Below are 18746 nucleotides of genomic sequence, written 5' to 3' on the forward strand. Positions count from 1 at the left end.
GAACGAACCCGAATTATGAACTTCGACCTCAAGACCCTGAGCCCGGCCCAGGCCGCCGAATTCCCCGCCGATGCGCTGCTGGTGCTGGTGCCCGATGCGCTGCCCAAGGGCCAGTCGCCGCTGCACGCGCTGGTGGCCCGGGCGCTCAAGGACGACGACCTGGAAGGCGGCGTGAGCAAGAGCCTGGCCTGCTACCGGCCCGAAGGCATCAAGGCGCCGCGCGTGCTGCTGGTGCGCGCCGGCACGGCCGACGCGGCCGCGCTGCGCAAGGCGGTGGGCGCGGGCGTGGCCCAGCTCAAGGCGCCGGGCGTCACCCGCCTGGCGGTGGTGTTCTCTCTCGTGGCGGTCGACGCCGATGGGCTGCGCGCCGCCGTGCAGGCCTGCGCCGACGCCTCCTACGTGTACACCACCACCAAGCCGAGCGCCAAGCCGCGCGCCCTGGCCAAGGTCACCTTTGGCGTGAACGACGCCGGCGCCGTGCGTTCGGGCTTCCAGGCCGGCAAGGCCGTGGTGGCGGGCGTGGAGTTCGCCAAGGAATGGGCCAACCGCCCGGCGAACCACGCCACGCCCAGCCGCCTGGCCGACGCGGCGCGCCAGCTCGGCCGCCTGCCCGGCATCAAGGCCGAGGTGTTGGGCCCGCGCGAGGTGGAGGCCCTGGGCATGGGCTCGTTCATGGCGGTGGCCCAGGGCTCGGCCGAGCCGCTGCGCTTCATCGTGCTGCGCTACCAGGGCGCGGCCAAGGCCGACGCCCCCGTGGTGCTGGTCGGCAAGGGCATCACCTTCGACACCGGCGGCATCAGCCTGAAGCCGGCGGCCGAAATGGACGAAATGAAGTTCGACATGGGCGGCGCGGCCAGCGTGCTGGGCACCTTCGCCGCCCTGGCCGAGGCCAAGCCGGCCATCAACGTGGTGGGCCTCATCCCCAGCTGCGAGAACATGCCCGACGGGCGCGCCATCAAGCCCGGTGACGTGGTCAAGAGCATGAGCGGCCAGACCATCGAGATCCTCAACACCGACGCCGAGGGCCGGCTGATCCTGTGCGACGCGCTCACCTACGCCGCGCGCTTCAAGCCGCGCGCGGTGGTCGACATCGCCACGCTCACGGGCGCCTGTGTCATCGCCCTGGGCGCGGTGCGCAGCGGCCTGTTCAGCGCGCGCGACGACCTGGCCGCGGCCCTGGCCGAGGCCGGCGAGCAGTCGGGCGACCTGTGCTGGCGCCTGCCGCTGGACGACGACTACGCCGAGGGCCTGAAGTCGAACTTCGCCGACGTGGCCAACGTGGCCGGTCGCGCGGGCGGCGCCATCACGGCGGCCAAGTTCCTGCAGCGCTTCGCCACCGAACTGCCCTGGGCGCACCTGGACATCGCCGGCACGGCCTGGCGCGGTGGCGCGGCCAAGGGCGCCACCGGCCGCCCGGTGCCGCTGCTGCTGCAGTACCTGTTGAACGAGGCCGCGCGCCCCGCCGGCCAGGCGAAAGCCAAGGCCAAGGCGCGCACCGCCAGCCGCTGAAGCCGGGCCGCGCCGTGGCCGAGGTGGCCTTTCATTTCAACGCGCCCGACAAGGCCGCCTACGTCTGCCGCCTGCTGCGCAAGGCCTACCTGAAGGGCGCGCGCGTGACCGTGCTGGCGCCCGGCGACCAGATCGACGCCCTGGACCGCGGGCTGTGGCTGCTCGCCCAGGGCGAGTTCGTGCCCCACTGTGTTCAGGCCGACCCCGAGCCCACGCGCCGCCACTCGCCCATCCACCTGCTCGAGCGGCCGGACCAGCGCGCGCCCACCCAGGTGCTGGTCAACCTGGGCGAGGCCGTGCCGGACGACTACACGCGCTTCGAGCGCGTGATCGAGGTCGTGGGCCTGAACGACGAGGACCGCGCCTCGGCGCGCCAGCGCTGGCGCCGCTACCAGGCCGACGGCATCGAGCCGCAGCGCCACGACCTGAAGGCCGCCAGCGAGTGAGCCCCGGGCCGCGCGAGGGCTTCAGGAAAACCCTCGAACGGCTCTCCGAACCCTGCTTTAGGCTGCTGTCCCGGCCAAAAGCCGGATCGTTTTGGAGTATCTTTATGCGGTGGAGAAAAAAAGTTCCCTCCGCAAATCAATCCATCCTTATCAAGGAAATCCCATGCAAGTGAACATGAAACTGGCAGTGCTTGCCGCCGCCGTCGCGCTCGCCGCCTGTGGCAAGAAGGAAGAGGCTGCTCCCGCTCCCGCCGCGGCGCCCGCTGCGGCACCCGCTCCGGCCGCACCGCAGGAGGTCGTGGTCAAGATCGGTCACGTCGGCCCCACCAGCGGCGCGATCGCTCACCTGGGTAAGGACAACGAGAACGGCGCCCGCATGGCGATCGAGGAACTGAACGCCGCCGGCCTCACCATCGGTGGCGCCAAGGCCAAGTTCGAGCTGCTGGCCGAAGACGACGCCGCCGATCCCAAGCAGGGCACGGCCGCCGCGCAGAAGCTGGTCGACGCCAAGGTCAACGGCGTCATCGGCCACCTGAACTCCGGCACCACCATCCCCGCCTCGCAGCTCTACAACGACGCGGGCATCCCCCAGATTTCGCCCTCGGCGACCAACCCCAAGTACACCCGTCAGGGCTTCCCGGGCGCGTTCCGCGTGGTGGCCGACGACGTGCACCTGGGCGGCACGCTCGGCAAGTACGCCATCGAAACCCTCAAGGCCAAGAACGTGGCCGTGATCGACGACCGCACGGCCTATGGCCAAGGCGTGGCCGACGAGTTCGAGAAGGGCGTGAAGGCCGCTGGCGGCACCGTGGTGGGCCGCGAGTTCACCAACGACAAGGCGACCGACTTCAACGCCATCCTGACCACCCTGAAGGCCAAGAAGCCGGACGTGGTGTTCTTCGGCGGCATGGACGCCGTGGCCGGCCCCATGCTCAAGCAGATGAAGCAGCTCGGCATCAAGGCCAAGTTCATGGGCGGCGACGGCATCTGCACCTCCGAGCTGCCCAAGCTGGCCGGCGACGGCATCAGCGACGAGCAGGTCTACTGCGCCGAGGCCGGTGGTGTCGAGGGCGAGCAGAAGGCCGGCATGGACAAGTTCCGCGCCGACTTCAAGACCAAGTTCAACGCCGACGTGCAGGTGTACGCCCCGTACGTGTACGACGCCGTCAAGGTCATGGCCAACGCCATGGTCACCGCCGGCTCGGCCGACCCGAAGGTCTACCTGCCCGCGCTCAAGGCCACGAACTACAACGGCGTGACCGGCAAGATCGAGTTCGACGAGAAGGGCGACATCAAGAACGGTGCCCTGACGCTCATGACCTACAAGGGCGGCAACCGCACCACCATCGCCGTGATCCGCTGATCCCCTCAGCCCTCGGCAAGCAAAAAGCCACCGCTCGCGGTGGCTTTTTCTTTGGGCGGGCGGCGCTCAGCCCTTGGCCGCCAGTGCCGCCTCCACGGCCCGGGTCAGGGTGTGGCCCATGGGCTCGGTGGCGCTGGCGAACTGATCGATCACGTGGCCGTCGCGGCCGACGAGGTACTTGTGGAAGTTCCAGCGCGGCGACACGCCGGTGGCCTGGCGCAGCTGCAGGTACAGCGGGTTGGCCTGCGCGCCCGTGACCACGCTCTTGTCGAACATGGGGAAGCGCACGCCGTAGGTGTTGAAGCACAGCTCAGCGATCTGCTTCGCATCGCCGGTTTCCTGGGCGAAATCGTTCGACGGAAATCCCAGGACCACCAGCCCCTGCTCGCGGTACTTGGCGAACAGCGCCTCCAGGCCTTCGTATTGTTTGGTGAAGCCGCAGTAGCTGGCGGTATTGACCACCAGCAGCACCTTGCCCGCGTACTGGCACAGGTCCTGCGGCGCGCCGTCCTGCAGGCGGGGGAAGCGGTGGTTCAACAGGGCGGGGCAGGCGCCCGCCCGGGCAAAGGGGGCGCCCAGCAGGGCCAGCGGGGCGGCGAGGCAGAGGTGGCGGCGTTTCATGCGGGGATTGTGGGCCGCCGCCCGACGGTCGACAACCGGGCGTCCCAGCGCCCCTGGCGCGAGCCGGGGGAAGCCCTAGCGAAGGCCGCCCAGCACCCCCAGCGCGAAAGGCAGGCTCAGCATGCCCAGCAGCGTGGACAGCGTCACCAGTCCCGCCACGTAGGGCCCGTTGTAGCCCATGCGCGCAGCCAGCACGTAGCAGCTCGACGCCGTGGGCACGGCGGAAAAGGTCAGCAGCACGGCGGTCTGCGTGGCGTCCAGCCGGAACAGCCGGGCCAGGCCGAAGGCCATCAGCGGCATGGCCAGGTGCTTGATGGCCAGCACCGCCACCGCCAGGGTTTTGGCCGAGGCCATGCTGCCGAACTGCATGCCCGCGCCGGCCGCCATGAGACCCAGCGCCAGCGAGGCCTGGCCGATGCGGTTGACCGTGGGCGAGAGCCAGTCGGGCAGCGAGAAGCCCAGCAGGTTGGCGAGCAGGCCCGAGGCGGTGGCGATGATCAGCGGGTTGCGCAGCAGCTCGCGCCCGAAGCCCTTGTTGGCGTGGCGCGCCATGGGCCAGACGGCCCCCACGTTGAAGATGGGCACGCAGCAGCCGATGATCACCGCCACCATCAGCAGCGCCTGCGGGCCGGCGATCCGGTCGGCCAGCGCGAGCAGGATGAAGGAATTGAAGCGAAAGCCCACCTGCGCGCTGGCCGCGTGCAGCCGCACGTCGATGCGCCGGCCCAGCCAGGGCCAGTGCGGCAGCGAGTAGGTGAGGGCGATGGCGCACAGCGCGAGCGACACGGCCGCGCCGACCAGGGCGGAGGCGGCCCCCAGGTCCAGCGGGTTCTTGACGATGCTCTGGAACAGCAGCACCGGGAACAGGAAGTAATAGACCAGGCTCTCGACCTGCTCCCACACCGGGCGGTTGAGTTTGGTGAAGCGGCACACCAGGTAGCCGCACAGGATGAGCGAGAAATCGGGAAAGAGCAGTTGGGCGAAGTTCACGGCGCGAATCGTAAGGGCGCGACGTGGCCTCAGCGCGACGCCGCCCGCTCGCAGGCCGTCATTTCGGTGACGTTGCCATCGGAGGGCAGCCAGTGGCCCATGGGCTGGCAGCGGCCGTTCACGCACAACTCGAAGTCGGCGGTGAACTCCGAGCGCGTGAGCGGCAGCCGCCGGGGCGATCGCTCCGTGGGCGTGTAGTGGTACCAGCCGTCGCGCAACCGCGCGTCGGGCGGCGGTTCCATGCCCGCCGCGGAGCCCTTGATGCGCGCGGCGCTGGCCAACAGGCGCGCGGGCGGTCCGCTCACCTCGTAGTCTTCTTCCCAGCGCACCTTTTCGATGCTGTGCGTCCACGCCAGGGTGAAGTGCCGGCCCGGCACGAAGACCACTTGTTGCGGGGCGGCGGCCAGCGCCAGGCACAGCCCCAGCAGACCCGCCGACACTTGGCCGCCCGCCTCAGCGCGCGCCGGCCCGGCCCATCGCCGGGCGGCGCGTGCGCCACCAGTGCCAGGCGACGAAGAGCACGATCGCCGCCAGGCCGATCTCGTCGGTGAGTGGCAGGGCGGCCACCAGGAAGCAGGCAGCCACCACCGCCCACAGGCGTTCCCACCACGCCAGCGGCGCGAACAGGAAGCCGATGGCGCCGGCCCCCCACATGGCGATGGCCAGCACCGCCTTGAGGACGACGTAGGCCACGGCGCCCCAGTCGTCGCTCTGCAGCATCAGCGCGGGGGAGTACACCGCCATGAAGGGCATGATGAACCCGGCGATGGCCACGCGGATCGCCTGAACGCTGATCTTCAGCCCCGTCTCCCGCGCGATGGGCGCGGCCGCGAAGCAGGCCAGGGCCACCGGTGGCGTGAGGTCGGCCATGATGCCGAAGTAGAAAACGAACATGTGCGAGACGATCAGCGGCACGCCGAGTTCCAGCAGCACCGGTGCGGCGAGCGAGCTGGTGATGATGTAGTTGGGGATGGTCGGAATGCCCATGCCCAGCACGAGGCAGGTGAGCATGGTCAGCAGCAGGGCTAGGAACAGGTTGTCGTGCCCGATGGCGATCACGCGTCCACCGATTTCGGCCGCCACGCCCGTGAGGTTGATGACCCCGATGATCACGCCCACGAGCGCGCAGGCGATGGCCACCGGCAGCGCGTGGCGCGCCCCATCCACCAGGCTCTGCACGGCCAGCTGGCGGGCATCGCCGCCGCGGCGAAGCGCAAAGGTCAGGGCGATCAACAGCAGCGTGATCACGTAGAAGGTGCCCACCCCGAAGCGGTAGAAGCCCGCCGTGGCCAGGCCCAGCAGCACCCAGGCCAGCACGCGCAGCGTATGGCCTTTGACGCCGCTGATGACGGCGGCGCCGAAGATCAGGATGACCGTGAGCCCCAGCCCCACCGTGCCCGAGAACAGCGGTGTGTAGCCGGAGAACAGCAGGCCGACCAGGCCGGCCAGTGGCAGCAGGAGATACCAGCGGTCCTTGACGGCGGTCCAGGGATTGGGGCATTCGTCTTTGGGCAGTCCCAGCAGGCCCTTGCGGCCGGCTTCGAGATGCACCATCCAGAACGCGGTACCGAAGTAGAGGATGGCGGGAATCAGGGCGGCCTTGACGATGTCCACGTAGGGCACGTTGATCGTCTCGGCCATGATGAAGGCCACCGCGCCCATCACCGGCGGCATGATCTGCCCGCCCATGCTGGCGGTGGCCTCCACGCCGCCGGCGAAGGCCGGCGAGTAGCCGAACCGTTTCATCAGCGGAATGGTGAACTGGCCCGTGGTGACCACGTTGGCCACGCCGGAACCGTTGATGGTGCCCATCAGTCCGGAGGAGATGACCGACACCTTGGCCGGGCCGCCTCGGGTGTGGCCCACGGTGCCCATGGCGAAGTCGTTGAACAGGCGGATCATGCCGGCCTGTTCCAGGAAGGCGCCGAACAGGATGAACAGAAAGATGTAGGTGGACGACACGTAGGTGGGCGTGCCGTAGATGCCCTCGGTGCCGAAGCCGAGTTGGCCAACGACCTGGTCGAGTCCATAGCCCCGGTGGGCGAGCACGCCGGGCAGGTATTGGCCGAACAGGGCGTAGGCAAGAAACATCGCGCAGATCAGCGGCAGGCCCCAGCCCATGACCCGTCGCGCGGCCTCGAACACCAGTGCGATGGTGACCACACCGACCACCCAGTCCGGTGCGATCAGCTCGCCCGCGCGCGCGGTCAGGTCGGCTTCGTAGACCCAGTGGTACAGCCCGAACAGGAAGCCGACCCCGCCCAGCACCCACCCCAGCGCTCGGCCGAGCGCGCCCAGTGCCCCCTCGCGCTGTCCGAAGGGCGGGTACAGGGCGAAGATCATCAGCAGGACGAAGCCCACGTGGATGGCCCGAATCACCTGGCTCGACAGGGGATGAAAGGAGGCCATCCAGATCTGGTAGGCCGAGAAGGCGATGGCCACCCAGAAGATGGCGCCGCGCAAGGGCGCGTGGGTGGGGGTGTCGGCAGAGGGTGTCGCGTCGCTCATGAAATCCTCGACTCGGGACGGGCAAGAAAGCAGAACGGCCCCGTGCGGGGCCGTGTGTTCAAGGCAGAAGGCCTATTTGATGAGGCCCGCTTCCTTGTAGTAGCGCTCGGCGCCCGGGTGCAGGGGAACCGGCATGCCCTTGATGGCATTGGCGGGGTTGATGGCCTTGGCCGCGTTGTGCGCGGCGTGCAGCTTGTCCAGGTTGGCGTAGAGCTGCTTGGCCATCTGGTAGGCCAGTTCGTCGGAAACACCGGAATGCGTGACCAGGAAGTTCGGGATCGCCGCCGTGGGCACATCGGCCGCCTGGCCGCCGTAGGTGTTGGCCGGGATGGTGGCCGGCTGATAGGCCGGATCGCCGACCTTCGCAACGACCTCGGCGGGGATCGGCACCACCACGATCTTCACCGCCGTGGCCAGGTCGCGGATGGAGGCCACCCCCAGGCCGGCGGACTGCAGCGTGGCGTCGAGCTGGCGGTTCTTGATGAGCTCGACCGATTCGCCGAATGGCAGGTACTCCACCTTGGCCAGGTCCTGGTAGCCCAGGCCCGCGGCCTTGAAGATGGCGCGGGCGTTGAGTTCGGTGCCCGAGCGCGCGGCGCCCACGGACACCCGCTTGCCCTTCAGGTCGGCCAAGGTCTTGATGCCCGAGTCCGCGCTGGCCACGATCTGGATGTAGTTGTTGTAGGTGGCCGAGAGGCCACGCAGCTTGTCGAGCTTCTTCGTGAAGCCAGCCTCGGCGTTGCCGTTCCAGGCGTCGGACACCGCGTCGGCCAGGGAGAAGGCCAGTTCACCGCGGCCGGCCTGCAGCAGGTTGAGGTTTTCGGCCGACGCCTTGGTCACCTGCGCGGTGGCGCGCGCGTTCGGAATGCTCTGCCCATACACCTGCGCCAGCGCCACGCCGAGCGGGTAGTACACCCCGGCCTGGCCGCCGGTCAGCACGTTGACGAACTGTTGTTGCGCCAGGGCGGCGCCACTGGCGGCGAGTGCGGCGGCCAGGCTGATGCCCAGGCCGATGTGGCGGATCAGACGCATGCGATGTCTCCTGATGTTGTGGTGGATGAGGGATGGGCGACCTTAACCCAGGGTTCGGCCCCCGCGCTTCGCGGGAAACGCGTAGGCGGCCCCGGGTTTTCCCCAGGCCGTAGCACCACGGATGCCTGTCGTGGGGCCGTGGCCCACAATGGCGCCCGCCGTGGGCATGCTGTTTGCGTGCCGCGTCGCCGTCATTTCCCCCTTTGGAGTCCATCGCATGGTCCTACGTCGCTCCGTCAACCTGGCCGCCCTGGCCATGGGCCTGGTTCTTGCCGCCGGCCCGGTGCTGTCCCAGGGTTTTCCCAGCAAGCCCGTCACGCTGCAGGTGCCGTTCGCGCCCGGCGGCACCACCGACATCATCGCCCGCGTCATGTCCGAACCGCTGGGCAAGGCGCTGGGCCAGAACGTGATCGTGCTCAACCGCGCCGGCGGCGGTGGCGTGGTGGGGGCGCAGGAACTGGCGCGCGCCACGCCCGACGGCCACTACATCGGCGTGGCCACGGTGTCGACCACGGCGGCCAACCCGGCGATCAACCCCAAGATCCCGTACGACACGCTCAACGACTTCACGCCCATCATGAACATCGCGGCCACGCCCAACGTGATCGCGGTGCACCCCAGCTTCCCGGCCAAGGACTTCAAGGCCTTTCTCGAAGAGGTGAAGAAGAACCCCGGCAAGTACAGCTACGCGAGCTCGGGCACGGGCGGCATCGGCCACCTGCAGACCGAGCTGTTCAAGAGCCTGACGGGCACCTTCATCACGCACATTCCCTACCGCGGCGCGGGCCCGGCCCTCAACGACACCATCGGTGGCCAGGTGCCGATCATTTTTGACAACCTGCCCTCGGCGCTGCCGCATATCCTGGGCGGGCGCCTGATCGCGCTGGCGGTGGCGGCGCCGCAGCGCGTGGCGGCCCTGCCCAACGTGCCCACCTTCAAGGAAATGGGCCTGGAGCCGGTGAACCGCATGGCCTACTACGGCCTGATCGGTCCCAAGGGCCTGCCGGCCGATGTGGTGAACAAGATCCACGCCGCCGCCGCCGAGGCGCTGAAGGATCCGGCGGTGCGCAAGCGCATCGAGGACACCGGCTCGCTGGTGGTGGGCAACTCGCCGAGCGAGTTCGCGGCGCAGATCAAGGCCGAGTTCGAGGTCTACAAGCAGGTGGTGGCCAAGCAGAAGCTGCGGCTCGACTGATTCGGCGGATGGCCCCCAGCAAGAAGGCCGACGAGCACCCCACGCTGTCGGCCTTCATCGACAGCCTCTGGCTCGAAGAGGGGTTGTCGCGCAACACCCTGGATGCCTACCGCCGCGACCTGGCGCTCTTCGACGCCTGGCTGCGCGGCCAGGGCAAGGCCCTGCCCGAGGCGCTGGAAGCCGACATCCACGGCTATTTCGCCGAGCGCCACGCGCAGACGCGGGCCACCACGGCGAACCGCCGCCTCACGGTGTTTCGCCGCTACTACCGCTGGGCCCTGCGCGAGCGTTTCATCACCGCCGACCCGACCCTGCGGCTGGCGCCCGCGCGCCAGCCGCTGCGCGTGCCCAAGACCTTGAGCGAGGCCCAGGTGGAGGCCCTGCTGGCCGCGCCGGACGACGGCACCCCGCTGGGCCTGCGCGACCGCAGCATGCTGGAGCTGATGTACGCCAGCGGGTTGCGCGTGAGCGAACTGGTCACCCTCAAGACCTGGCACCTGGGGCTGGCCGAGCAGGTGCTTCGCATCACGGGCAAGGGCAACAAGGAGCGGCTGGTGCCCTTCGGCCAGGTGGCGGGCGACTGGCTGCAGCGCTACCTCACCGAAGGCCGGCCGGCGATCCTGGGCGGCCTGGCGAGCGAGGACCTGTTCGTCACCTCGCGCGGCGCGCGCGCCGGCTCGGCCATGACGCGCGTGATGTTCTGGCAGCTGGTCAAGCGCTACGCGCGCGAGGCCGGCATCACCGCGCCGCTGTCGCCGCACACCCTGCGCCACGCCTTCGCCACCCACCTGCTCAACCACGGCGCCGACCTGCGCGCCGTGCAGATGCTGCTGGGCCACGCCGACATCTCCACCACCACCATCTACACCCATGTGGCGCGCGAGCGGCTCAAGACGGTGGTGGCGCAGCACCACCCGCGCGGCTGAGGGCCGTCACAGTGGCTTGAGGACCAGGCCGATCACCAGGCCCGTCTCGGTCACGGTGATGGGGCCCGGCTGCAGGCCCATGGCCTCCACGGCCTTCAGGTCCTGTGGCTGCAGCTGGTGCAGCACCACGTCGCGCAGCGACTGCTCGGCCAGCGCGGGAGCGTAGGCGTTGAGCATGTCCACCACCTCGGGCCGCAGCGTGGGAAAGCGCAGGCGGCTCAGGTGCAGCTGCTGCGCGCGCAGCGTGCGGTCGCTGGCCTCGTAGCGCAGGGCGAAGTCGACGTCGAAACCGCCCTGGTGCGTGCGGTGGAGGGCCGGGCCGCTGGCCTGCACCGCCATCTCGGCGAGCAGACGGTTGCGTTGGGGCAGCAGGCGCAGGCGGGGCGTCTGCAGGTCCAGGTTCAGCACGCCGGGCACCGGGTAACGCAGCGGGAAGCGCTGCGCCAGCGCCTGCTGTATCTGCTCGGTGGAGACGGCGTACCCGGCGGGCTTGCCCTGGTCGGCGTCCGCCGCGCGGGCCGTTGCCGTGGCGCCGAGTGCGGCGCACAGCCAGGGGAAGGAGAGGAGCAGGGTTCGGCGGTGCATGGGCGGTTGGAGGCCCACCCGCCGTGAGGGTTCAGCCGCCCAGCGTGAAGTACACCGTGGCGCCCCGGCCTACCTCGCCCTGGGCCCAGATCTCGCCGCCGTGGCGCTGCACGATGCGCTGGGCGATGCTCAGCCCCAGGCCCGAGCCGCCGTAGTGCTGCTCGTCGTGCAGGCGGAAGAAGGCACCGAAGAGCTTGTCGGCGTGGACCATGTCGAAGCCGCAGCCGTTGTCGCGCACGAAGTACACCACCCGCCCGTCCTCGTCCTGCCGGCCGACCTCGATGAGGCCCTGCTCCCGTTCGCGAGTGAACTTCCAGGCGTTGCGCATGAGGTTGTCGATCACGCTGCGGATCAGCGCGTGGTCGGCCTGCACACGCAGGCCGTCGGCCACCTCGACGCGCATCTCGCGCGCGGGTTCGGCCTCGCGCAGGGCGCGCTCCACCTCGCGCGCCAGCGCGCCCAGGTCCACCTCGGCGCGGTACAGCGGCGCGCGCGACAGCTTGGACAGGCTCAGCAGCGCATCGATGAGCTCGCCCATGCGGTGCGCCGCGTGCGACATGCGATCGAGCATGCGGCGGCCGTCGTCGCCCAGCGCGGCGCCGTGGGTTTCGGCCAGGATCTGCCCCAGGCCCGAGATGGCGCGGATGGGCGAGCGCAGGTCGTGCGCCGCGGTGTGGCTGAAGGCCTCGAGCTCGCGCACGTGCTGGCGCAGCTCGGCGGTGCGCTCCAGCACGCGGTCTTCGAGTTCTTCGTTGACGCGCTGCATCGCCAGGCGGGCCTGTTCGCGTTCCGTGACGTCCTGCACCACGCCGCGCACCCGGCCGTCCGGGTCGGCCACGGTGTCGAGCTGCAGCCAGCGGTGGCCGCCGTCCATGGTCCGCGCGCGCAGGGTGTGGCGCCGCGGCCCGGGCTGCGCCCAGTCGTCCCTCAGGCGCTCGCGCCCGGCCTCGTCCAGCCGCGCCAACAGGGCCGACAGCGGGTGCTCCCCGGCGGGGTCCAGTCCCAACCGTTCGGCCGGCGGCCCGCTCAGGTGCAGGCGGTCGGCCGTGGGCAGGCAGTCGATCAGCCCCATGGCCGCGGCGTCCAGCGACTGGCGCAGCAGCGCCTGGCTCTCGCTCAGCGCCGACTGCATCGCGTGGCGCTCCAGGGCCATCTGCACGGTGGCGTGCAGCTCGCGTTCGGAGAAGGGCTTGATGAGGTAGCCGTAGGGCCGCGTGCGGCGCGCGCGCTCCAGCGTGGTGTCTTCCGAGTACGCGGTGAGGTAGATGATGGGCAGGTCGAAGTCGCGGTTGAGCGCGCGGGCCAGCTCGATGCCGTCCATTTCGCCCTTGATGTGGATGTCCATGAGCACCAGGTCGGGCCGCTCGCGCGAGACCAGCGCCAGGCCCTCGGCGCCCGATTCGGCCAGGCCGGTGATGCGGTAGCCCATGTGCTGCAGCCGCTGCTGCAGGTTGAAGGCGACGATGCCTTCGTCTTCCACGATCAGGATCTTCGATGCACTCGCTGCGGCGGTCATGCCTCCCCCTCCAGGTCGAAGCGCAGCGTGAACCGCGTGGGGTTCGCGCGCTGGATGTCCAAGCTGCCGTTGAGCTGTCGCGTGAGCAGCTGCACGAGCTGCAGCCCCAGCGTGGTGGTCTGTTCGAGGTCGAGCGTGCCGGGGATGGCGTGGCCGTCGTTGCTGACGGACAGCTCGATCGTGCGCTCGCCATGCTGCTGCACGGACACCGTGATCTGCCCGCCGCGCCCCTGCGTGAAGCCGTGCTTGAGCGCGTTGCTCACCAGCTCGTTGATGACCAGGCCGCAGGGGATGGCCTCGTTGATGGGCAGCTTGACCTCGTGCGCGTCGATGGCGATGGACACCAGGCCCGCCACCGAGCGGTAGGACTCGGTCAGGCTGGGCAGCAGCTCGTCGAGGAAACGCTGGAAATCGACGCGCGCGAAGTTGCGCGACTGGTACAGCGTCTGGTGGATCAGCGACATCGAGCGGATGCGGTTCTGGCTGTCGCGCAGCACCTCCACCACCTCGTGGTCGGCCAGCTTGAGGGCCTGCAGGTCGAGCAGGCTGTGGATCACCTGCAGGTTGTTCTTCACGCGGTGGTGCACCTCGCGCAGCAGCAGGTCCTTCTGCGTGAGCGCGTCCTGGATGCGCTTCTCGGCCTGCTTGCGTTCGGACAGGTCCAGGATCACCGACAGGATCATCGGTCCCTCGTCGGTTTCCACCGGGTTGATGCCGATTTCCACCGGGAACTCGCTGCCGTCTTTGCGCAGGCCGCTCAGGTCGCGGCCCAGGCCCATGGGGCGCGCGCTGGTCTCGGCCAGGAAGCCCTGGCGGTAGTGCGGGTGGGCGGCGCGGAAGCGCTGGGGAATGAGGGCCTCGACGGGTTGGCCGATGAGCTCGCTGGCCTCGTAGCCGAAGGTGGTCTCGGCGAGCTGATTGAGGCGTGTGATCTGGCCGCGCTGGTTCACCACGATCATGGCGACGGGCATGCGGTGGAATGCCTGACCCAGGTAGTCGTCGAGTTCGATGCGGTTGCTCGGCATGGCAAGGCGTTCCTCCCCTGCGGCATGTTATGTCACCAAACGTATCGGCTCAAGCGGGGCAGAGGTTGAGCGCGTCGTGGCCCCGCTCATTGCGCAACGCGTCACGGCGCACGGTGCCAGCCCGTCGGACAAAGGGTTAACCCTTGCCGTTTGATCGGCGGGCAACGCCCGATACCGCGGTGCCCGCCCGATGGGACTCAGTCTTCCAGCACCCGCACCTTCACGCCTTTGCCCTTGATGCGGCCGGCGTTCAGCCGGCTGGCCACCTGCTGCGCGATGCCACGCTCCACCGCGACATAGGTGGACCAGTCGTTGACGTTGATCTTGCCGACCTGTTCGCGCGTGTAGCCCAGGTCGGCCGTGAGCGCGCCCAGCACGTCGCCGGGGCGGATCTTTTCCTTGCGGCCGCCCTGGATGTGCAAGGTGGCCATGGCCGGCAGCAGCGGGCCCTGGCCGGTGGGCACCAGTTCGCTCAGGGGAAACCAGGCCGACGCCTGGCCCTGCAGCTGCTCGATGCGGCCCACGCTGCCCATTTCGTCCAGGCTGGCCAGGTTCAGCGCCAGGCCACTTTCGCCCGCCCGGCCGGTGCGGCCGATGCGGTGGATGTGCACCTCGGGATCGGGCGTCACGTCCACGTTGATGACGGCGCCCAGGCTGGCGATGTCCAGGCCGCGCGCGGCCACGTCGGTGGCCACCAGCACCCGGCAGCTGCCGTTGGCGAAGCGCACCAGCACCTGGTCGCGCTCGCGCTGCTCCAGCTCCCCGAACAGCGCCAGCGCACCGACGCCCTGGGCCCGCAGCACGGCCACCAGGTCTCGGCACTGCGCCTTGGTATTGCAGAAGGCCAGCGCGCTGGCGGGGCGGAAGTGGGCGAGCAGGCGGCCCACCGCGTCCAGGCGCTGGGTCTCGCTCACCTCGTACCAGCGCTGCTCGATCTGCGCGCCCGCGTGTTGGGCCTCCACCTTCACGGTGATGGGCTCGCGCATGAAGCGCGCGCTGAGCTGGGCGATGCCTTCGGGGTAAGTGGCGGAGAACAGCAGGGTCTGGCGGGCCGCGGGGCACTGCTTGGCGACGGTGGCGATGTCGTCGAAGAAACCCATGTCGAGCATGCGGTCGGCTTCGTCGAGCACCAGGGTGTTCAGCGCGTCCAGCCGCAGACTGCCGCGCTCCAGGTGGTCCATCACCCGCCCCGGCGTGCCCACCACGATGTGCGCGCCGTGCTCCAGCGAGGCCAGCTGCCCGCGCAGCGGCACGCCGCCGCAGAGCACCACCACCTTGACGTTGTCCGCCGCACGCGCAAGGCGGCGGACCTCGGTGCTCACCTGGTCGGCCAGCTCGCGCGTGGGACACAGCACCAGCGTTTGCACGGCGAAGCGGCGCGGGTTCAGGTTGGCCAGCAGCGCCAGGGCGAAGGCGGCCGTCTTGCCGCTGCCGGTCTTGGCCTGGGCGATGAGGTCCTTGCCCAGCAGGGCCGGCGGCAAGGCGGCGGCCTGGATCGGCGTCATGGCCGTGTAGCCCAGCTGCTCCAGGTTGGCCAGGGTGGCGGGGGACAGGGGGAGGGCGCTGAACGCGGTGGGGGAAGCGGAAGTCATCCCTCCGATTGTCCGGGTTTGCCCAGTTCGCCGGCGTCAGGGGCCGAGCAGGGCGTCCAGTTCGGCCTGGGTGAAGCCCGCCGCCCGCCGGGCGGCGTCGTTGAACGGCGGCCTCAGGCGCGGCGCCGCGTGCTCGCGCGCCAGGCGGCGGTAGTGGCTCAGGGGCTCGATGCCCTGTTGCGCGCACAGCCAGCCGTACCAACGATTGCCCACCGCCACGTGGCCGATCTCGTCGCGCAGGATGGTGTCCAGTATCTCGACCGCGCGCTGGGCCTCCTGTTTCACCTCGCGCGCCGTCACCTGGCGCAGGCGCGACTGGATCAGCGGCGTGGCGTCCAGGCCGCGCGCCTCCAGGGTGCGCGGCACCAGGGCCATGCGCGCCAACGGGTCGTGCTGGGTCTTCACGCACATCTCCCACAGGCCGTTGTGGGCGGGGAAGTCGCCGTAGTCGTGGCCCAGGGTCAGCAGCAGCTCGCGCAGCAGGCCGAAGTGCGTGGCCTCCTCGTGCGCCACCTGCAACCACTGGCGGTAGAAGTCCAGCGGCAGGCCGGGGAAGCGCCACAGCGCGTCCAGCGCGAGGTCGATGGCGTTGAACTCGATGTGGGCGATGGCGTGCAGCAGCGCGGCCAGCCCCTCGCGCGTGAAGGGCGAGCGCTGGGCCACGACCTGGGGTGGCACCAGCTCGGGCCGCTCGGGCCGGCCAGGCAGCGGGCGCGCCGGGTCGGGCGCCATGCCGGCCTGCGCGGCCCAGGCCGATTCGTCGGCGCCGCCCAGGGCGCGCCAACGGGCCCACAGCGCGTGCGTGGCCGCCGCCTTGGCCGTGGGATCGGCCGTGCACAGGGCTTCCAGGGCCTGCTCGCGCAGGCTGGCGGGCGTCTCGGCGGGTACGGTGGGGGGCATCCCTACAATTCTAGGTTTCGACACCCGAGCACCCGAGGAGACCGCCGCATGGCTTTGTACGAACTCGATGGCGTGGCACCGACCCTGGCCGATTCGGCCTGGGTCGCGGACAGCGCGCAGGTCATGGGCAACGTGCACCTGCACGAAGACAGCAGCGTCTGGTTCGGCGCGGTGCTGCGCGGCGACACCGAGACCATCACCGTCGGCCAGGGCAGCAATGTGCAGGACGGCACCGTGATGCACGCCGACGTCGGCTTCCCGCTGGTGGTGGGCGAGCGCGTGACCATCGGCCACCAGGTGATGCTGCACGGCTGCACCATCGGCGACGAGTCGCTGATCGGCATCGGCGCCACCGTGCTCAATGGCGCGAAGATCGGCAAGAACTGCCTGGTGGGCGCGCGCGCCCTGGTGACCGAGGGCAAGGAGTTTCCCGACGGCTCCATGATCCTGGGCAGCCCCGCCAAGGTGGTGCGCCAGCTCACGCCCGAGCAGATCGAGGGCCTGCGCCGCAGCGCGGCCCACTACGTCGAGAACGCCCAGCGCTACCGCAAGGGCTTGAAAAAGACCGGCTGAGCGCCACCTGAGCCGCTTTGGTCGAAGGAACCCCGTGTCCGAGCTCCACAAATTCGTGTTCGAGGGCCTGCCGGTGCGCGGCATGCTGGTGCGCATCACCGACGCCTGGCAGGAGATCCTGCAGCGCCGCGCGCAAGCCGGCGGCTACCCCGCGGCCGTGACCGAGCTGCTGGGCGAGATGACGGCGGCGGCCACGCTGATGCAGGCCAACATCAAATTCAACGGCGCCCTGGTCATGCAGATCCACGGCGACGGCCCGGTGAAGCTGGCCGTGGCCGAGGTGCAGCCCGACCTGAGCCTGCGCGCCACCGCCACGGTGGCCGGCGAGGTGGCGGACGACGCGCCCCTGTCGCACATGGTCAACGCCACCAACCAGGGCCGTTGCGCGATCACCCTCGATCCCAAGGACCGCCAGCCCGGTCAGCAGCCCTACCAGGGCGTGGTGCCGCTGTTCGGCGACCGCCACGAGAAGCTCGAGAAGCTCAGCGAGGTGATCGAGCACTACATGCTGCAGAGCGAGCAGCTCGACACCAAGCTGGTGCTGGCGGCGAACGACAAGATGGCCGCCGGCCTGCTGATCCAGCGCCTGCCGCTGCAGGGTGAGGCCAACCTGGCCGGCCAGTCGGTGCAGCGCGACGAGGACCAGATCGGCCGCAACGAGGACTACCAGCGCATCGCGATCCTGGCCAGCAGCCTCAAGCGCGAAGAGCTGCTGGGGCTGGACGCCGACACCATCCTGCGCCGCCTGTTCTGGGAAGAGAACCTGCGCCGCTTCGACCCGCTGCTGGCCGGCGCGGGACCGCGCTTCGCCTGCACCTGCTCGCGCGAGCGCGTGGGCGGCATGCTGCGTTCGCTGGGGCGCGAGGAGATCGAGTCCATCCTGCAAGAGCAGGGCCAGGTGGAGGTCAACTGCGATTTCTGCGGCGCGCAATACACCTTCGATCCGGTGGATGCCGCGCAGGTGTTCCTGCAGCCGCTGGCGCAGCCGCCCGGGACCGACCGGCCGCAGTGAGGTTCAGCCGCCGCGGCGCGCAAGCAGGGCGCTGAACAGGCGGTGCTCGCAGTCGGGGTCGCTGCAGGCCTCGCAGGCCCAGCGGCCCGAACCCTCGCGCAGCAGCGGGTCGTCGGGCAGCAGTTCGCGGCCCAGGGCGGCCCCCACGGCGCGCAGCGCGGCCTGCAGGCGCCGCGCGCCCTGGCCATAGACCGTCTGGAAGCCGATGCCCGCGCCTTGCAGCTCCCGGCGCAACAGGGCGTCGATGGCCTCGCGCACGGCGGGGCCGTCGCGGAACCGGCCGTCGGGCACCCAGGGCAGGTCCAGGCCCATCAGCAGCGTCAGGCCGATGCGGCGCTGCGCGGCCAGGGCCTCGGGCCAGAGGCCGCGGTCATTGAAACGAAGCTCGTTGTGGGCCGCCGCCATCAGCGCGGTGGCGTCGGCGATCACAACCCCGGCGATGCCCCGCGCGTCCAGGGCCTCGCGCAATTGGCGCGCCAGCGTGCGCTTGCCGGTGAGCGGCCCGCCGAGCAGCGCCACGGTGAGCATGGGACGGGAAGGGGAAGGGCGCCGATCCGCGGGGATCAGCGCGCGATCTGCACGAAAACCTCGTTGGGCTTGACCATGCCGAGGTCTTGGCGCGCCAGTTCCTCGACCATCTCCAGCCCTTCCTGGAGGTCGCGCAACTCGCTGGCGATCTGCGCGTTGCGCTGGCGCGCCAGCTCGTTCGCCTCCAGCTGGGCGGCCAGGTCGCGGCGCAGCTGCGCCACCTGCGGCACGCTGCCCCGGCCGAACCAGAGCTGCGCGTGCAGCACCAGCAGCAGCGCGACCAGCAGGCCGGGGATCAGGCGGTTGGCCATACTGGTCTCACCCCCGCCGCACTTCGTGCGACCCCCTCAAGGGGGCGGCGCCTGCGGCCCGGCAAAGCCGGTTCCGCGGCACCCCCTGGTCCGGGCATTTCATGCGTCGCACGG

At 70.1% G+C, this 18746-nt stretch carries 19 protein-coding genes; 7 read left to right on the forward strand and 12 right to left on the reverse strand.

Annotation, left to right across the window (positions count from 1 at the left end; all coding sequences use genetic code 11):
• The first annotated feature begins 15 nt into the window (after positions 1 to 15).
• From BHU06_RS14405 to BHU06_RS14415, 3 genes are all read left to right on the forward strand, one after another.
• On the forward strand, positions 16 to 1509 hold the full coding sequence (locus BHU06_RS14405) for a leucyl aminopeptidase (protein WP_070399906.1): 1494 nt from the start codon (positions 16 to 18) through the stop codon (positions 1507 to 1509).
• Positions 1510 to 1523: 14 nt separating this feature from the next.
• Complete coding sequence (locus BHU06_RS14410) at positions 1524 to 1955, forward strand: DNA polymerase III subunit chi (protein WP_070399907.1); 432 nt, start codon at positions 1524 to 1526, stop codon at positions 1953 to 1955.
• Positions 1956 to 2118: 163 nt separating this feature from the next.
• Positions 2119 to 3318 carry a branched-chain amino acid ABC transporter substrate-binding protein gene (locus tag BHU06_RS14415; protein ID WP_070399908.1) on the forward strand — a complete coding sequence of 400 codons (1200 nt, stop codon included), beginning with the start codon at positions 2119 to 2121 and terminating at the stop codon, positions 3316 to 3318.
• 66 nt (positions 3319 to 3384) lie between these two features.
• Here the strand turns inward: BHU06_RS14415 and BHU06_RS14420 are convergent, their stop codons facing one another.
• From BHU06_RS14420 to BHU06_RS14440, 5 genes are all read right to left on the reverse strand, one after another.
• Entirely contained in the window at positions 3385 to 3939 is a 555-nt protein-coding gene (locus BHU06_RS14420; RefSeq protein WP_070399909.1) for a glutathione peroxidase, read from the reverse strand.
• A gap of 75 nt (positions 3940 to 4014) precedes the next feature.
• Positions 4015 to 4929 (reverse strand): AEC family transporter, encoded by a 915-nt coding sequence (locus tag BHU06_RS14425; protein WP_070399910.1) that lies wholly within the window; start codon positions 4927 to 4929, stop codon positions 4015 to 4017.
• Positions 4930 to 4958: 29 nt separating this feature from the next.
• Positions 4959 to 5369, reverse strand: coding sequence for a DUF1850 domain-containing protein (locus tag BHU06_RS14430; protein WP_083293247.1), 411 nt, complete (start codon positions 5367 to 5369; stop codon positions 4959 to 4961).
• Positions 5370 to 5382: 13 nt separating this feature from the next.
• Entirely contained in the window at positions 5383 to 7437 is a 2055-nt protein-coding gene (locus BHU06_RS14435) for a TRAP transporter permease (protein WP_070399911.1), read from the reverse strand.
• A gap of 72 nt (positions 7438 to 7509) precedes the next feature.
• A complete protein-coding gene (locus tag BHU06_RS14440) occupies positions 7510 to 8469 on the reverse strand; it encodes a TAXI family TRAP transporter solute-binding subunit (RefSeq protein WP_083293248.1) in 960 nt (319 codons plus the stop codon).
• Between the two features lie 256 nt (positions 8470 to 8725).
• On the opposite strand from BHU06_RS14440, the gene BHU06_RS14445 reads away from it, so the two are divergent.
• Together BHU06_RS14445 and xerD are read left to right on the forward strand one after the other, a co-directional pair.
• The gene (locus BHU06_RS14445) at positions 8726 to 9664 is read left to right on the forward strand and encodes a tripartite tricarboxylate transporter substrate binding protein BugE (protein ID WP_254668186.1); all 939 of its coding nucleotides are present in this window, start codon (positions 8726 to 8728) and stop codon (positions 9662 to 9664) included.
• Positions 9665 to 9672: 8 nt separating this feature from the next.
• Positions 9673 to 10590 (forward strand): site-specific tyrosine recombinase XerD, encoded by a 918-nt coding sequence (gene xerD, locus BHU06_RS14450; protein WP_070399913.1) that lies wholly within the window; start codon positions 9673 to 9675, stop codon positions 10588 to 10590.
• Positions 10591 to 10596: 6 nt separating this feature from the next.
• On the opposite strand, the gene BHU06_RS14455 is transcribed toward xerD, so the two are convergent.
• From BHU06_RS14455 to BHU06_RS14475, 5 genes are all read right to left on the reverse strand, one after another.
• Positions 10597 to 11175 carry a DUF1439 domain-containing protein gene (locus BHU06_RS14455; RefSeq protein ID WP_070399914.1) on the reverse strand — a complete coding sequence of 193 codons (579 nt, stop codon included), beginning with the start codon at positions 11173 to 11175 and terminating at the stop codon, positions 10597 to 10599.
• Positions 11176 to 11206: 31 nt separating this feature from the next.
• Positions 11207 to 12691, reverse strand: coding sequence for an ATP-binding protein (locus BHU06_RS14460; RefSeq protein WP_070399915.1), 1485 nt, complete (start codon positions 12689 to 12691; stop codon positions 11207 to 11209).
• Positions 12688 to 13716 carry a sensor histidine kinase gene (locus tag BHU06_RS14465; RefSeq protein ID WP_070399916.1) on the reverse strand — a complete coding sequence of 343 codons (1029 nt, stop codon included), beginning with the start codon at positions 13714 to 13716 and terminating at the stop codon, positions 12688 to 12690. The genes BHU06_RS14460 and BHU06_RS14465 overlap by 4 nt, the downstream gene beginning before the upstream one ends.
• Positions 13717 to 13913: 197 nt before the next feature.
• On the reverse strand, positions 13914 to 15308 hold the full coding sequence (dbpA, locus tag BHU06_RS14470; RefSeq protein ID WP_070399917.1) for an ATP-dependent RNA helicase DbpA: 1395 nt from the start codon (positions 15306 to 15308) through the stop codon (positions 13914 to 13916).
• A gap of 36 nt (positions 15309 to 15344) precedes the next feature.
• Positions 15345 to 16208 (reverse strand): ferritin-like domain-containing protein, encoded by an 864-nt coding sequence (locus BHU06_RS14475; RefSeq protein ID WP_070399918.1) that lies wholly within the window; start codon positions 16206 to 16208, stop codon positions 15345 to 15347.
• A gap of 48 nt (positions 16209 to 16256) precedes the next feature.
• Between BHU06_RS14475 and BHU06_RS14480 the strand changes: the two genes are divergently transcribed.
• The gene (locus BHU06_RS14480; protein ID WP_070399919.1) at positions 16257 to 16781 is read left to right on the forward strand and encodes a gamma carbonic anhydrase family protein; all 525 of its coding nucleotides are present in this window, start codon (positions 16257 to 16259) and stop codon (positions 16779 to 16781) included.
• A 34-nt stretch (positions 16782 to 16815) separates the two neighbouring features.
• The gene (locus tag BHU06_RS14485; RefSeq protein ID WP_070399920.1) at positions 16816 to 17793 is read left to right on the forward strand and encodes an Hsp33 family molecular chaperone HslO; all 978 of its coding nucleotides are present in this window, start codon (positions 16816 to 16818) and stop codon (positions 17791 to 17793) included.
• Positions 17794 to 17796: 3 nt separating this feature from the next.
• Here the strand turns inward: BHU06_RS14485 and BHU06_RS14490 are convergent, their stop codons facing one another.
• The gene (locus BHU06_RS14490; RefSeq protein WP_070399921.1) at positions 17797 to 18321 is read right to left on the reverse strand and encodes a hypothetical protein; all 525 of its coding nucleotides are present in this window, start codon (positions 18319 to 18321) and stop codon (positions 17797 to 17799) included.
• Between the two features lie 35 nt (positions 18322 to 18356).
• Positions 18357 to 18632, reverse strand: coding sequence for a septum formation initiator family protein (locus tag BHU06_RS14495; protein WP_070399922.1), 276 nt, complete (start codon positions 18630 to 18632; stop codon positions 18357 to 18359).
• Positions 18633 to 18746 lie beyond the last annotated feature (114 nt).

It is taken from the genome of Hydrogenophaga sp. PML113 (assembly GCF_001777155.1).
GTDB lineage: Bacteria > Pseudomonadota > Gammaproteobacteria > Burkholderiales > Burkholderiaceae_C > Hydrogenophaga > Hydrogenophaga borbori.

What these genes read in the sequence shown, in the direction of transcription:
- BHU06_RS14405 (WP_070399906.1), top strand. Translation starts at nt 16, where the DNA reads ATGAACTTCGACCTCAAGACCCTGAGCCCGGCCCAGGCCGCCGAATTC.
- BHU06_RS14415 (WP_070399908.1), top strand. Translation starts at nt 2,119, where the DNA reads ATGCAAGTGAACATGAAACTGGCAGTGCTTGCCGCCGCCGTCGCGCTC.
- BHU06_RS14420 (WP_070399909.1), bottom strand. Translation starts at nt 3,939, where the DNA reads ATGAAACGCCGCCACCTCTGCCTCGCCGCCCCGCTGGCCCTGCTGGGC.
- BHU06_RS14435 (WP_070399911.1), bottom strand. Translation starts at nt 7,437, where the DNA reads ATGAGCGACGCGACACCCTCTGCCGACACCCCCACCCACGCGCCCTTG.
- BHU06_RS14440 (WP_083293248.1), bottom strand. Translation starts at nt 8,469, where the DNA reads ATGCGTCTGATCCGCCACATCGGCCTGGGCATCAGCCTGGCCGCCGCA.
- BHU06_RS14445 (WP_254668186.1), top strand. Translation starts at nt 8,726, where the DNA reads ATGGGCCTGGTTCTTGCCGCCGGCCCGGTGCTGTCCCAGGGTTTTCCC.
- xerD (WP_070399913.1), top strand. Translation starts at nt 9,673, where the DNA reads ATGGCCCCCAGCAAGAAGGCCGACGAGCACCCCACGCTGTCGGCCTTC.
- BHU06_RS14455 (WP_070399914.1), bottom strand. Translation starts at nt 11,175, where the DNA reads ATGCACCGCCGAACCCTGCTCCTCTCCTTCCCCTGGCTGTGCGCCGCA.
- BHU06_RS14460 (WP_070399915.1), bottom strand. Translation starts at nt 12,691, where the DNA reads ATGACCGCCGCAGCGAGTGCATCGAAGATCCTGATCGTGGAAGACGAA.
- BHU06_RS14465 (WP_070399916.1), bottom strand. Translation starts at nt 13,716, where the DNA reads ATGCCGAGCAACCGCATCGAACTCGACGACTACCTGGGTCAGGCATTC.
- dbpA (WP_070399917.1), bottom strand. Translation starts at nt 15,308, where the DNA reads ATGACTTCCGCTTCCCCCACCGCGTTCAGCGCCCTCCCCCTGTCCCCC.
- BHU06_RS14475 (WP_070399918.1), bottom strand. Translation starts at nt 16,208, where the DNA reads ATGCCCCCCACCGTACCCGCCGAGACGCCCGCCAGCCTGCGCGAGCAG.
- BHU06_RS14480 (WP_070399919.1), top strand. Translation starts at nt 16,257, where the DNA reads ATGGCTTTGTACGAACTCGATGGCGTGGCACCGACCCTGGCCGATTCG.
- BHU06_RS14490 (WP_070399921.1), bottom strand. Translation starts at nt 18,321, where the DNA reads ATGCTCACCGTGGCGCTGCTCGGCGGGCCGCTCACCGGCAAGCGCACG.
- BHU06_RS14495 (WP_070399922.1), bottom strand. Translation starts at nt 18,632, where the DNA reads ATGGCCAACCGCCTGATCCCCGGCCTGCTGGTCGCGCTGCTGCTGGTG.